The organism is Mucilaginibacter sp. 3215 (assembly GCF_050433785.1).
GTDB lineage: Bacteria > Bacteroidota > Bacteroidia > Sphingobacteriales > Sphingobacteriaceae > Mucilaginibacter.
Window position 1 is genome coordinate 41,318 of sequence record NZ_JBNPWO010000019.1, and the last position, 14,918, is coordinate 56,235.

General features: G+C 42.9%; 6 protein-coding genes. 1 reads left to right on the forward strand and 5 read right to left on the reverse strand.

The genetic code is table 11. The features are described 5' to 3' along the window. Window positions 1-195: 195 nt before the first annotated feature. The 5 genes from ABIC84_RS23145 to ABIC84_RS23165 form a co-directional block, all read right to left on the reverse strand. A complete protein-coding gene (locus ABIC84_RS23145) occupies window positions 196-1,323 on the reverse strand; it encodes a zinc finger domain-containing protein (RefSeq protein ID WP_429265090.1) in 1,128 nt (375 codons plus the stop codon). A gap of 32 nt (window positions 1,324-1,355) precedes the next feature. After that, window positions 1,356-2,471, reverse strand: a complete 1,116-nt coding sequence (locus ABIC84_RS23150) for an SPFH domain-containing protein (protein ID WP_429265091.1) — start codon at window positions 2,469-2,471, stop codon at window positions 1,356-1,358. A gap of 159 nt (window positions 2,472-2,630) precedes the next feature. Further along, window positions 2,631-4,505: a RagB/SusD family nutrient uptake outer membrane protein gene (locus tag ABIC84_RS23155; protein WP_429265092.1), complete on the reverse strand. Its 1,875-nt coding sequence runs from the start codon at window positions 4,503-4,505 to the stop codon at window positions 2,631-2,633. 16 nt (window positions 4,506-4,521) lie between these two features. Then, entirely contained in the window at window positions 4,522-7,689 is a 3,168-nt protein-coding gene (locus tag ABIC84_RS23160) for a SusC/RagA family TonB-linked outer membrane protein (protein ID WP_426586119.1), read from the reverse strand. 810 nt (window positions 7,690-8,499) lie between these two features. Then, window positions 8,500-10,392, reverse strand: coding sequence for a 7TM diverse intracellular signaling domain-containing protein (locus ABIC84_RS23165; protein WP_426586121.1), 1,893 nt, complete (start codon window positions 10,390-10,392; stop codon window positions 8,500-8,502). A gap of 319 nt (window positions 10,393-10,711) precedes the next feature. Here ABIC84_RS23165 and ABIC84_RS23170 point away from each other — a divergent pair, with 319 nt between their 5' ends. Continuing rightward, a complete protein-coding gene (locus ABIC84_RS23170) occupies window positions 10,712-14,782 on the forward strand; it encodes a two-component regulator propeller domain-containing protein (protein ID WP_429265093.1) in 4,071 nt (1,356 codons plus the stop codon). Window positions 14,783-14,918 lie beyond the last annotated feature (136 nt).

Below are 14,918 nucleotides of genomic sequence, written 5' to 3' on the forward strand. Positions count from 1 at the left end.
ATTTTTATTTTTATTTGGGATGGCTAAGAACCTTGTTAAGGTTGGGTTTTTTAAATATAGAGACGCATCACATGCGTCTCCCGCACACAAATTACGGTAAGCAAGCGCCGTTTAAAGGAAGCTTGCCCTATGGGAGACGCAATTATGCGTCTCTACGTAAAATGATTGGAGACTTTGTGTCTTAGGGGAGCTTTTCTATGCAGGATGAGCATTTTGGTATAAGATCACTCCAATTATTATCAAGGCTATTACAAACAGCACGGCCAGGATAATTTTAATGGCGCTTACCGGGCGCTGGCCGATAACTTCACCGGTACTGGCATTAACTGTAAATTGATAAATCTTGTTATTGTAGTTATAGGCGCTTATCCAAACCGGTAACATCAGGTATTTTATAGCTTTATCAAGATATTGGGTATCGGTGCTGTTAATTCTTTGCTCGTCTCCACCTATGTCGTCTCGTATGGCCGAATTTATAGCACCAACAGTTTGTTCGGCCGCTTTAGTAAAACCTTGTTCCGGGCCTAACTGGTAAGTTTCGGAACGGAAGCCGCTCATATAACGTTCATCAAACTTAACTAGCATATTAAAATTCCAGGGCCCGAGTTTGGCAAGCGTTTTTTCAGGCAGTGAGTTGCTGGCGGGTACCAACAAGTCACCAAAATCGCACTCTACTCTTCCCGAAGCATACGACCAGTCAGTATGGCGTACCTGCCTTGTTTTGGTTTGCGTTTTTCCGTCGACGGTTTCGGTATAAGTTTCGGTGGTATAGTAATAATCGCCGCGCTCACCGCTATAATCGGTTATGGTATAGGTGTCGTATGTCCAGTGTGGCAGGTAAACACCTTTTAGTGCTGATGATGCATCGCTTACCTTTTTAGCCAGGTCATTTGGCGCCCACCAAAGGCTTTCAAGCCATTTTTTGAAGAAACCAACACCCTGTTGTTGGGTAATGACAAATGGCAAAATATAATGAGGCGGCACATATTGCTGTCCGCTTTCCAGGTCCAATACAAGGGGAGCTGTGCAAAACGGGCATTTATCCGAGGTTACAAACTGATCGAGGATGGTTTGCGAGCCGCAGCTTTTACAATTCACTACCTTAAGATCGGCACTTTGTTTATTGTTGTCAATACCGGCGACAAATTCCTCATAATCATAAGGTAGAATATCGCGGCTGTCGGGGGCACTTTCAATGGCGTTGCTCACGCCGCAGTAATCACACAACAAATTATGAGTGCCGGGATTAAAGTGCAGTAATGCTCCGCAGCCCGAACAATTTAAAGAATTGTTTATTGCTGACGGATTAACCTGGTTGTTCATCTCGAAAATATAGATTTAGGAATAGTTGCAGATCAGGCTATCGGTGGAGGTACATTGTTGAATAATTCTGCTATCTCTTCAACAGATGATGCAACCGCCCATGCAGCCATTCCTTTTTTCCAAATCATGCTTTCCCTGCCTAAGGTTCCGCTGGCGATCATAGTATTAATGCTATCTATAGAGTGCGGCCCGTCTGATTTTCCATCCTTTACAATATGATATTGGATGCCCGGCAGGGGTGGAGGAGGTGGTACATCACTACCGGTATTATTAGGAGTAACCTGATTTTGCTGAAAGATATTGCCAACCTGGCCCATCATCGCAGCGCCAACACCCAAACCCATACCGGCAGCTCCTAAGTTACCACCAATTGTATTTTCGGCAGATTTTTCAATAGCATTGGCAGCCTGGAATTGTGCATAAGCGCCGAGATTACCCAAGATGCCCATTTCGCTGCGTTTATCAAGCACCTGCTCAACTTCGGGTGGCAGGGAGATATTTTCGACTAATAGTTTGGTTAGGTTTAAACCAAGCTCAGCGAAATCGGGTTGGATAGATTCTGTTATGAATTTGCCCATTTCGTTGTAGTTAGCTGCCAGGTCAAGCACGTTTATCTTTGATTCGGCTACGGCATCCATCCCTCGCGAAACAACGGTGTTTCGCAACTGCTCATTGATATCTTCAATGATGAAATCGGGGTTAGTGGCAGCGATTTCCTTAATAAATACTTTGGGGTCCAGAACCTTAAAGTTAAACGAACCAAATGCTCTCAGCCGTACCGGCCCAAATTCAGCATCGCGAATCATTACCGGGTTTTTTGTTCCCCATTTTTGATTGGTGAACTGACGCAGGCTTACGAAGAATATATCAACCTTAAACGGGCTTTCAAAGCCATATTTCCAGCTCATTAAGGTGGTTAAAAGGGGCATATTCTGAGTTTGGAGCTCATAAGTACCGGGAGTAAATACATCGGCGATGCGCCCCTCGTTCATGAAAACAGCGGCCTGCGATTCGCGAACAATAAGTTTTGCACCCATCTTTATGGCATTATCATGGCGCGAAAATTTCCATACAAGCGTATTTTGGGTGGTATCAACCCACTCTATTACATCTATAAATTCGTTACGAAGGATATTGAACAGGCCCATATTTTCGATGTCAGTTTAAATAATGATTAAATATGTAAAAAAACAAATAAATGAATGTGCTCCCGGCTAATTATTTATGCTTTTAAATCTATATAAAACAAAAAACCGGACACTAATCAATTGACTAATGCCCGGCTCAAATGTTACAAATCAACTAAATTATGGTACTACTTTATCAAGAGGCGGGATATTGGTTTCTGAACCTGCGTATCCTTTGCTCTGGTTAATATGACCATTTACATTCAGGTCGATCTCGCTTTGCGGGATAGGCCATAAAACATGGTATGGCGAAATAGTATAGTGATTACCCGAATTGGTTACAACATTAGGGTTTTTATAGAAGTCGTTCTTCTCCATGATCCTGTCGTAAAAGAAGTTGCTTGTTGAAAAATTAGCTACGTTGTAGCTTTTTCCATTGTAAGCGGCAATTCCTGTTTGCGCAAAGATGAAAGCGATACGGGTAAGCTCAGTTTTACGTGGCTCCTCCCAATACAGTTCTCTCTGGCGTTCGTCAAGTATGGTGCCGATATTAACTTTGCCCGGATCTGTTAACAACTGTGCGTTTGCACGTGCCCTTACTTTGTTGATATCATCCATAGCAAGTGCGGTTTGGCCTTTCCATACATAGGCTTCGGCACGCAACAGGTAGGTTTCGGCTAAGCGGAAAACATACCAGTCGGTGTTGGTACCACGCGGCGGGCTCCACCATTTATCAAGCGCGATAGGGCCCGAGCCAATAAACACTTTGTAATGCGGCCAGCCAAACCAGGCGCGGATGGTATCTTTTGCTCCATTCAGGAAGCGTTGCTTAACGTTAGCATCGGTATATTGCTCAAGATGCTTGCCATACCACGCAGGATCGGAGGTTTTAATGGCCGGGCTATTGTAAACCAGATCAGTCATGTTCATCCAGTTTCCGGGAGCGTGCCTTAAGTCGGTATTATCTGTCCAGATGTATTTGGTAGCGTAAGGTGTACCGCGTAAACGACCAATACCACGGCCATACCATAAAGTAAGCGGGAATTCTTCGGTTACTTTATCTGAAATGCCCGGTTTCAGCGCTCCGGGGGTAAGTATAGTACCGTTATGCCACATCGGCACACAGTTCCTCATCACCTGTGATCCGTTTGGCGTAGCGCCGTCAAGTGTTTCGCGGTCAAGCACTACATATAAAGCCTCGGCATTTGTTCCCAAAGCCTTGTTTTCGGGTCGGTGAAGGTCCCAGATGATGTTTTTTGAAGCATCGCCCGCAACTATACCAAAACGATTGGTCATGAGGTGATACGGGCCGTTGATGGCAACGTTGGCGGCCGCAATGGCATCATCAAATAAACCAAGTGCCAAATCAACTTTAGCTAGAAGGTGAGCAGCACCGCCTTTGGAGATATCGCCTTTAGCGTTCGCATCGGTAAGGTTAGCTACGGCGAACTCCAGGTCTGTTTTCATTTGCTTCAGGATAACGATACGCTGCGTACTGAAGTAGCCGGTGTTTACCGCAGTTTCTTCTTTTAGCAGCAATGGCACATCGCCAAACTCATGCACTAAACGATAGTAGCGGTAAGCACGATGAAATAAAGCTGTCGCTTTTACCAGGTTTTTATCGGCGTCTGACGGCCATTTAATGTTATCCAGCCTCGATAAAATAACGTTACAGTCATGGATGCCCTGGTACCATGCGCTCCAGTAGCGACCTATCTTGTTATAGTCGTCGCTGTTTAGGTTGGCGGTAGGGGTGATCCGCGCGTTCAGATCCTGTGCAGGTGTGGTTTTATCGGTAGTACCCTCAACCGCGGCATCGGTAAATATCGATTCGGTAAGCAACGGGGCCGAGTCGCCAAAGTATTCAAATCTGACGCTTACATTTAATGTAGCCAAAGCTGCTTTAAATGCAGCAGGTGAGGTATAAGTTACGTCGGGTGTAAATTTTGAAGGTGCCTGCGGATACAGATCGGCCCGCTTGGTACAACCCCCGGTTATAAATATGGTTGCCGCTGTTAAAGCCGCAGCCATGATGTTTTTGTTTATCTTGTTCATGTATTAAATCCCTCCTTTAAAAAACTACGTTAAACCCGGCTGATAAATATCTTGGAGTAGGACCGCCGTTTTGCGGATCCCAAAGCGGCCAGCTTGAAAACACAGCTGCATTGCTTGCATTCACAAATAATTTGGCGCTTGATATGCCCAGGCGTTTGATAAGCTGCGGACTGAAAGTATAGCCGATTGAAGCGGTTTGCAGCCTTACAAACGAAGCTTTACGCCAAACGTTAATGGTTGTGCCTGATGAACCTGAGTTTAAGCGGGCGTAATCGTCAATCTCATTATCAGGTGTCCAGTAAGGTAATACGTATGAGTTCATACGTGCAAAGCCTACGCTGCCCGGGTTGTTTAAAGCCTGGTTGTATTGCCTTAACTGACCAATGCTTGATACCAGCAGGAACGATACATCGAAATGTTTGAGGAAATTAAAATCATTGCGTAACGACCAGCTGAATCGTGGATTGGTTGAACCCAGAAATTGCTTATCGTCGTTGGTGAATTTAAAATCGCCGTTTACATCCTGCAGTTTAAAATCACCGGGTTTAGCGCCGTATTTAGCTGCTTCAGTAGCATCTGCGGTTTTCCAAACACCCAGGATCCTGTAATCCCAAACAGCGTTGATATCGTGACCAATGAACCAGCCGTTGCCGATATCGTCTTTTTCAACATTGGTGGTAACGCCGTTGGCATCAGTAATCGGGAATGCACCGTACAGGTGAACAATTTTGTTGCGGTTTAAGAAAAACGTTCCGCTGGCATTCCAGTTAAAGTTTTCGCTTTTGATGATCTTACCATCCAATGAAATTTCAAACCCCTTGTTATTAACCTGGCCGATGTTGGTGTATGGGTTGGAATTGTTAGCCCCACCAACTAAATCGCCCGATGAGTTGTAGCCCTGAACATCAAGAATACTACGTTTAACCAGCAGGTCGGTAGTTTTACGGTCGTAAACATCTATCGAGCCGCTTAACCTGTTGTGTAATATGGTGAAATCCAGACCGATGTTAGGCCCTACGGTACGTTCCCATTTTAAAGCCGCATTTTGTAAAGTACTTACATAAATACCGCTGTTATTGGTAACTGTACCAGAGTTGTTTGCTGTTGGGTATTTGATACCGCCCAATACAGCTAATGAGATGGATGGATCGGCAGTGGTTGTATTGGTACGGTTACCGTTGGCGCCGTAGCTGAAACGTAATTTACCATAGTCAAGCCATTTAAAAGCGTCGCCTTTCATGAAGCTTTCATCGCTGAATACCCAGGCAATTGCTCCAGAAGGGTATACCTCGCGTGGGTGCTGCAAGCCAAATGCAGAGAAACCGTCGCGGCGTACAGTGGCGGTAACAATGTACCTGCCCAACAAGGTGTAGTTGATCCTGCCCATGATGGCATCGGCGTTATAAATCCGGTCATCGCTGCTTTCAACAGGTAAATTACCGGCGCCTATGTTGTGGTAACCCAAAATATCGGTTGGGGTTAACTGTGTGTTTGAAGCATTGGTATACCACGTTTGATACTTTTCTTTGTTAAGCAGGAAGGTTGCATCAAAGCTATGGATGCCAAAAGTTTTGTTCCAGCTTAAAATGTTATCAAGGTTGTACCTGTAACGGTTTTCCTGTGTACGGATAGCGGTACCACCCGAAAGTTCGTTAGGGTTAGCTACGGGGCGGAAGAAAAAGTTCCGGTACGATTCGATGGTTGGCGCATAATTCACCGTATACTTAATACCGAAAGGAAGATCCAAACGGGCAAAAAGTACCGAGAACAGCGTGTTTTGAACCGCTACGTTTTGATTATAGCGGTTCCCGAGGAATGGGTTACGCTGGTTCAAACCGCTGTCATCGGTATCGATACGGCGTAATGAACCATCGGCATTATACATATCACCGTAAGGAGATGAGTTGATGATCTGCGTCCAGTCGGCTTCGGTAGCGTCAATACCCTGGCCGCTCAGCGGGGTGCTGGCTGCACCTTCATCGCGGCTTGCAAATTGCGCATTTACACCAAGGGTTAAAAATTTAGCAGCTTTACCTTCCAGGTTTACACGGAAACGGCCATCGGTATACTGACCGCCTTGAATCAGGTTCTGGTTTTTGGTATAGTTGCCTGATACATAATATTTAACGGTTTCTGAACTTCCCGAAAAGCTGCCGGTATAATCCTGGCGGAAGCCATTGCGGAAAATCAGTTTTGACCAGTCGGTCATTTTACCGGCCTGGTAGTTGGCAATCTCGTTAGGGAATAAACCTAAACGCTGCAGCCAGATGGTAGTCGGATCACCTTTGGCACCGTTAAGGAACTGGTCAAGCGTTACACCATCAGGCAGTTTGTTGGGGTTGCTGTAATAATAATAAGGATTTGAAGTATTGGAACTGCGGGCTCCGTCGGCACGCCAGTTAAGAAAGCCGTCGCCGGTGTAATATTTTTGATTTTGCAATAATTGGGCTATACCAAAGTTGGCATTTAAGGTGATTTGAGTACCTCCTTTTTTACCTTTTTTGGTAGTTATAGCTACAACGCCGCCAGCTGATTGTGCACCGTATACGGCAAGGGCGCTTGGGTCGCGCAGCACATCAACACGGTCGATATCGTTAGGGTTGATATCAGCCAGCTGGCCGGGATAAATAACACCATCCAATACGATAACCGGCTGAACGTTGCCCGAAAGGGAGGCTTTACCCCTGATCTGCAAATCGCCGGTACCGCCGCCTTTGGCCGAGGTGTTCAAGGCAACCGAAATACCCGGGATATTACCCCTGATAATGTCTGTAGCACTGGCCGGGTGTTCATTTTCTAATTTCTCGGCCTTAACACTGCTGATGGCACCGGTAACATCTTTAACAGCACGTGTGCCGTAACCTATTACCACAACCTCTTCCAGTTGTTTGTTGGCATCGGCCAGTGTTACATCAATTGTTGTGCGGCCATTAACCGGCTGCTCTTGTGTGGCCGAACCCACAAAGCTGAAAACAAGTATAGCGTTGCTGTTAGCCGTGATAGAATAGCTGCCTTTTAAATCCGTAATGGTTACCGCACCTGTTGACTTGTTTTTTACAGTAGCGCCAGGTATTGGCAGACCCTGGCTGTCTTTAACAATACCTTTCACGGTAACTTCCTGTGCGAAGGACCGTGTTAGCATGGTAATAAGTAAAACAAAAATTAGCGTAATTTTTTTCTTCATAATTAATTGCTGTTTAGTTGGTTAAGCAGCCCATGGCTGCCGGAATGGGCTATAGGCAAACCTGGTTTACACCATAGCGATGCAGGTAATAACTGCTGTGCAATCTTTACTTCATATAAGCGATTTGTTGGTTAAGCGTATTACTAATTGGTATTTGGTGGGGGTAAATTTAACGTGGAATAAACCAATAATACAATAGGTGAATTGTATGTAAGTTATTGATTTTAAGATATTTAAATCAATTTTGATACGTTTTGATAACGAGGAACTCAAACGTTGAAGTGGCGTATTTACAGCAGGTTACACCCGGTTTATTTTTGCAGCTGATACGCTTTGTGAACAAGAAAAAAAAGTGAAAATAATTTAAAAAATGACAAAAGAGGAGATTGGGGAGATGGTTAAACCTGTTTTATGATGATAAAAATGAGGTTTTCACGCTATGAGGATCCTCTGCGAGCTTGGGTTAACGCACAAAACTAATAGCAAATGGCTATTGCCAATTGATTGATCAGCGTAGGTTGAATCCCCTCCAGGTTTCGTACAAGGGGGGAAGGATATTTCTACAAACCTTTTCCCTCTCTTTGGGAACTAATAAACAAACATTAATTGAAATGTAATGATAGGTGGTGCACCAGAGGTGCAAAAGGTTTGTAGCTTATAGTTCCAGCGGTATTCCTTTGCCCCAGAGGGGCAAAACAAGGAGCTTTGCTGAATAAATCATTGTCGGCCACAACGGGCGTCGTGTTTATAGCAAATAATGGAGTATGTTTAGCGCATAGGTGCCTCTTATCAATATTCAGAAAGTTTATCTCACATCACCAACACCGTCCAGCCTTGCTGATCATTCTTCTTTCGTGATTTTTTCTTTTCATGCAACACTTTTTTTATGCGGATGGCATAGGTCCAGCAGGTGCTTTGCCTGATATCGAGCTTTTCAGATAATTGGTGCGATGATATGGTACCGTTGGTGCTGTAAATAAGATAGGTGAGATAAAAAGCCTTGTTGATAGGAATGCGGCTGTTTTGAAATATGGTATTATGCAGGGCCGATTCTTCATAACTGCATTTGGTACACCGGCGGCTGTGCGGCAGCCTACCGGCACAATACGTTGTATTCGAGCAGCGGGTGCAAATAAAGCCATCTTTCCATTTTAAAGCCGACAGGAATTTAAAACAGGTTTCCTGATCGGGATATTTAGCGCTGAATTCTTCATAGCCCAACTCTGTAGATAACGCGCGTGATTCGGTAACCTTTTCAATATTTGTTTTGAGTTGAACATTATCTTTTTCAAGTAAAACATTCATTCTTAATATTTCCCCAGCCTGCTTTTCCAACTGCTCGTTGGCCCGTAACAATTCTTTGTTTTGGTTTTCGATGATCTGGCTTTGTTGCCTCACCTCGTTTGATTTTTCAACCAGTTCGTGCGTACGGATTTCAACCTGGCGCTCCAATTCCTCATTTATCGAATCCTTCAACTGGCTGTTCAATTGCATTTGCCGTATGGTTTCTTCATGGGCTGCATCCTTCTCTTTCCGCAGGATCCTTACCTGGTCGCCAATGGCAAATGACAACAGTACCATCTCAATAATAAAACAAAAGCTGAGGCTATAGTAGCTTATAGGGGCCGGTAAAAAGTAAGTATAACCAAGGGCGGTAAGAGCTTTCACTATAAAGCCCACAAACAAAATCGAGTAGGCCAGCACAAAAAAGCGGGCCGGCTTGTAGCCGTTTTTATAGATATAAACACCGGTAGCAAAAGCCAGCGATAGCGGGATTACTTCAACAAACTTATATACAAACAGCGAATTGTTGAAGATAAGACAGTAAAGAAAATAGATAGTGCGCAGCAATAACACATAATTTATTAACCTGTTAAACTGCGGAGCTTTTGTTTTAACCTGCAATAACTCCTTGCTGAATATTAGGGCACAAATACTGGTAAAATATAGGGCAGCGCCGTTCCCGTAATTATTCAAAGCTGGTGCTCCCGGCCATAAATATTGGAACGCGATGCCATCGGCACTCATTTCGTAAAGGCCTACGCTTAAAATGTAAAATACGTAGTACAGGTATTGTTTCTTTTTAACCGCAAGGAACATAAGCAGGTTATGGAAACAAAAAATAAGGATCATGCCATAAAACAGGCCGTAGGTTAAGTATTCGTTAAGGGCATAATGAATAAAGTAATTAATGGTACGGTAAACTATAATAACATTTACCGCATTGTGCGATTTGATTCTGAAATAATAAGTATGATAACCAGGTTTGGTATCCCCGATCAGAAACTCAAAGTTTTTATGATGAAAAAGCCTGCTGTTGAAATTAAGGTTAGCGCCCGATTCACTTTTGATATAGTTACCTGTCGCATCAGGCATATAAGCCGTTACCTCATCAGTTGTTTGATCAAACAGCTCAATAATGCTGTTGTTGTTTACAGGTTCGCTAAAGTACATCCGCACGCGGAACCAATAGGTGGAGTTTTTATGGTGATTGCTGGGGTAGTATGAGCTGTTTTCGGTAAAAGAGGAGCTCATTTCCTGTATCTCCCGGAAAGTTAGCTTGCCGGTGCTATCCTGCAGGTATTTTACCTCGTTAAGGGTAAACTTATGTTGCTGAACACTTTTATCAACCCGGAGTATATTTTGAGCACGGGAAGTAAGTGCCCACAGGCATACATAAAAAATAAATAAATACTTAGTCAATGCAGGTAAATGTTTAATCAAAAGTTTTTAATAAGTAGTATGGCCTGCAATCATTTTAAATGCACAATTACTGCATTCTCCCATTTTTGGGATAACGGTCATACATAATAATGTTTATTAAGAACAGGTTTATAATCTCCCAAATATAATTAATTGTTAATTATTTTGTCTTTGGTATGTGAGCAATTTTCCCTGTATATTTTGATAAGCTTTTGTTGTGTTGGTATTCCTGCCGTATTTAAACAGGATAAAATCTGCGAATGAAAGGCTGTTACATTTTAATATCTTTGGAGATAACCAGTTATTGTTTGCCCGGCTAATGTTTCAGCGATTAAAGGTTTTTTTGCTTATTTCTTTTTTATGTTATTCATTAACAGCGTCGGCAAAAGGCCCGGGTTTTCCGGTTAGATATTTAGGCATTGAAGATGGCCTTTCAAACAATGCGGTAACCTGTATTACGCAGGATAAATATGGCTTTATGTGGATGGGGACTTATGACGGCCTTAACCGTTATGACGGCTATACCTTTAAGGTTTTCCGGAATATTTGGGATGATAAAAATTCACTTGTCAATAACCACATCAAATCCATCAAGGCCTGCGGCGGGCGAATATATGCAGGAACTGAAAAAGGGCTCATGTATTTTGATTATGCCGATTCCCGCTTTCATGCACTTTACTGTTATAATGAAAAACATCAGCCCGTTAAGATCGGGTTTAACATTAATGAAATTGTCGTCGACCGATCGGGTAATGTTTTCGCTACCAATGGCACATACGGCTTCCTGAAATTTGGGAAAACAGATACCATTGGCAAAGAGATCCTGTATGATGTCAAAAAGCAACAGTTTAATACCATTGCCGCCCAAATGGATAAGCAGGGCACTATCTGGATCCTGGTAAACGGGGTTGGGCTTGGCAGGTATGATGCAGCGGCTGAAAAGATAAAAATTGTATCACCACAACTGGCATATGCAGGTTGTATGACTATTGATGGAAAAGGTAAAATTATTGCAGGCGCAGGTAATGAATTATTGATGTATGATCCCGTCACCCTGAAAACTACCAGGCTTGAGAACGGGCTTAACAAAGTGACCAACAACAATATTTTTAGCCTCACCACAACAAGAAACGGCGATATATGGATTGCAACAAATGGGGGAGGTATCAAAGTTTGGAATCCGGCGACCAATACGCTCACCTATATCAATGCAGGCGAAACACCTAATAGCTTACGCAGCGATGCTGTTGATGCTGTTTATGAGGATGATGAATCCCGGATCTGGATAGCAACCTTACGGGGTGGCGTGAACATTATTGACCGTAAGCCGGCTTCATTTCATGTATTCGCGCATGATGCTTTTAATAAAAATAGCGTTATCAATAATTTTATCCTGTCGTTTTGCGAAGATAGACAGCATAATATATGGATAGGCACTGACGGCGGCGGGTTAAATTACTGGAACACTAAAACAAATACGTTTGCTGCCTATGTACACCAAAATATCCCGGGATCTATAAGCAGTAATTTTGTTGTAAGTATTTTAAACGACTATACCAATAAGATTTGGGTGGCAACCTTTAACGGTGGCATTGATGCGTTTGATAATACCACCGGCCGGTTCAAACATTATAACTGCTATAACCCCGTAGATAAAAAAGAGGAACGGAATTTTTGGAAGCTTTATGAAGATTCGCAGCACCGTTTGTGGGCAGGCAGTACCTGGGGAGGGGCATTGTTTTTGTACAACCGGGCCAAAGATCAGTTTGAACTTTTTGATAACAGCCTGGTAAACCTCCACGCGCTTTTTGAAGATCATAGAGGTAATTTGTGGGCGGGAAATTATAGTCGCCTCATCAAAATTGATGTTCAGCATAAAAAACACCAGGTTTATTTTATCGGCCAGGCCATCAGGGCTATTACCGAAGATAATAAACGCAATTTATGGATTGGTACCGAAGGCGGAGGGCTGCTTCAATATAATACCAACACCCATCAGTATAAAAGATACACGGAATCGGCAGGATTACCCAGTAATACTGTGCTGAATATATTGGTTGATAACAGCGGGAATTTATGGTGCAGTACTTATAACGGCCTTTCTAACTTTAATGTAACAACGGAAAAGATCACCAATTACAACGCATCTGATGGATTACAAAGTAACCAGTTTAATTACAACGCGGCCCTAAAACTGGCATCAGGCAAAATGTTGTTCGGCGGTATAAAAGGGTTTAATTTGTTCTCGCCTGATAGTATTGCTCCTTACGCGCACCAGCCCCGGCTCATGCTTTCTGATTTTAAAATAAATAATGTATCAATAGAACTCGATAGTGCCTATGGCCCAAAACTGCCGTTAAATGAATTAAAGAAAGTAACTATCCCGTTTAGCCAGGCTACGCTGAACATCAGTTACACAGCGCTTGAATATTCATTTCCCGAAAAGATCTCCTACGCCTATTACCTTGAGGGCTGGGACCATGGCTGGAACTATGTAGGCAAACTAAAGTCGGCCTATTTTTCGCGTCTCAATGAAGGCTCCTATACACTGAAAATCAGGGCTACCAATACGGAAGGGCAGTGGACAGCGCCACCCATTACCATTAAAATTATTGTTTTGCCACCATGGTACCGCACCTGGTGGGCCTATGTAATTTACCTGTCATTAATAGTTGCTATAGGCTACTCGTTTTACAGGTACAGATTAAACCAAGCCAGGCTCAGGTTTAAGGTAAAGCTGGCCAACCTGCAGGTGGAGAAAGAAAAGGAGCTCAACGAAAAGAAGCTGACTTTCTTTACCAATGTATCGCATGAGTTCAGGACCCCGTTAACGCTTATTATTAACCCCATCAAGGATCTCCTTAATCAAAGTAAAGGCAATACCGAAGAGTTGAGCACGATATACCGCAATGCGCGCCGACTGCTTGGTTTGGTTGATCATTTGCTCCTCTTCAGAAAAACCGAAAGCGAAAATGCTTCGCTGAAAGTAAGCAGGTTAAATTTTGTTACTTTATGTAACGAAGTATACTCATGCTTTATTCAACAGGCTAAAATTAAACATCTTCGTTATACCCTCGAGGGCGGAGCAGATACCATTGAGGTGTACTGCGACCTGGAAAAGATAGAAATAGCGCTGTTTAACCTCATCTCAAACGCCATAAAATTTACTCCGGATAGGGGTACTATCCATGTTGTAATTGAACAGGACGATATTTATGTATATTTTAAAGTAATTGATAATGGTATAGGCATAAATACCGAAGCGGGCGACAGGCTGTTTGATAAATTTTACCAGGCAAAGGATAAAAACTATTTCCGCAAGGGTTTTGGCATAGGCTTATACCTGGTTAAGGTTTTTATTGAAAGCCATAAAGGTAATATCAGCTACTCTAATAATCCCGATGGGGGGACAACTTTCGTGCTTGCGTTGCCAAAGGGCAAATCACATTTTTCGGGGGACGTTATTGCTGACGATGTTGTGCCAGATTATACTTACGTAAATGAGCTTATTAGCGAAGATAACAAGGATGTTATACCCGAAGAAGGTGATCTGGCTGCATTAGAGTTATTCAGTTCGGCGCGGCATACGCTTATCGTGATTGATGATAATGATCAGATCCGTTCATACATCAAAAAAATTTTTACGCCGGGCTATAACGTAATCGAGGCACAGGACGGTACTACTGGCCTCGAACTTATCAAGAAGCATATTCCCGACGTAATTATAAGCGATATTGTAATGGACGGCATTAGCGGACTTGACCTGTGCCGGATTGTTAAGGAAGATCAGGCTATAAACCATATCCCTGTTATCCTATTAACCGGGGACACTACACCGGATATTATGCTAAAAAGTATAGAGGAGGGCGCTATTGATTTTTTACGAAAACCATTTGATAAAGAATTGCTTATAGCACGGGTTAAAAGTGTATTGCGTAATAAAACAGAGCTCCAAAACTATTTTTATAAGGAGGTTACCAAGAAAAGTACAGGTCGAAGTATCTCACAGGAAAATAAGGACTTTCTGAATAACTGTATTTCGGTAATTGAGCATTACTTTACCGACGATCAGTTTGATGTATATGTGTTGGCCAAAGAGATTGGTATCAGCTATGCAACGTTATTTAAACGTCTTAAAAACATCACGGGGCAATCGGTCAATAACTTTATCCGGTTTGTGCGCCTGCGCAAAGCTGCCGAATTATTGATCCAAACCAATTGTAATGTCAACGAAGCCGCTTTCCAGGTTGGCTTTAGTGATGTGAAATATTTTCGCGAACAATTCTTCAAACAGTACGGCATCAACCCCTCTGATTTTATTAAAAAACACCGCGCCAATTTTCAAATTTCGTATCGACTGAACGAGTTTGAAAAAAGCTCTTCCAAATAGGCCGCCTTTATTAGGATGATATTCCATCACTCCGAAAGCTTGCTGAAATAAAATAAAAGTTAATTTGACACTTATTTTCTCGTGTATTCTACAGAAATCATCAAAAAGGCGTGTTTTTGTATGTTTTGACCCCGGT

Bases quoted from the DNA above. Each gene is read 5' to 3' on its own strand.
- ABIC84_RS23145 (WP_429265090.1), bottom strand. From the start codon at position 1,323: ATGAACAACCAGGTTAATCCGTCAGCAATAAACAATTCTTTAAATTGT.
- ABIC84_RS23150 (WP_429265091.1), bottom strand. From the start codon at position 2,471: ATGGGCCTGTTCAATATCCTTCGTAACGAATTTATAGATGTAATAGAG.
- ABIC84_RS23155 (WP_429265092.1), bottom strand. From the start codon at position 4,505: ATGAACAAGATAAACAAAAACATCATGGCTGCGGCTTTAACAGCGGCA.
- ABIC84_RS23160 (WP_426586119.1), bottom strand. From the start codon at position 7,689: ATGAAGAAAAAAATTACGCTAATTTTTGTTTTACTTATTACCATGCTA.
- ABIC84_RS23170 (WP_429265093.1), top strand. From the start codon at position 10,712: ATGTTTCAGCGATTAAAGGTTTTTTTGCTTATTTCTTTTTTATGTTAT.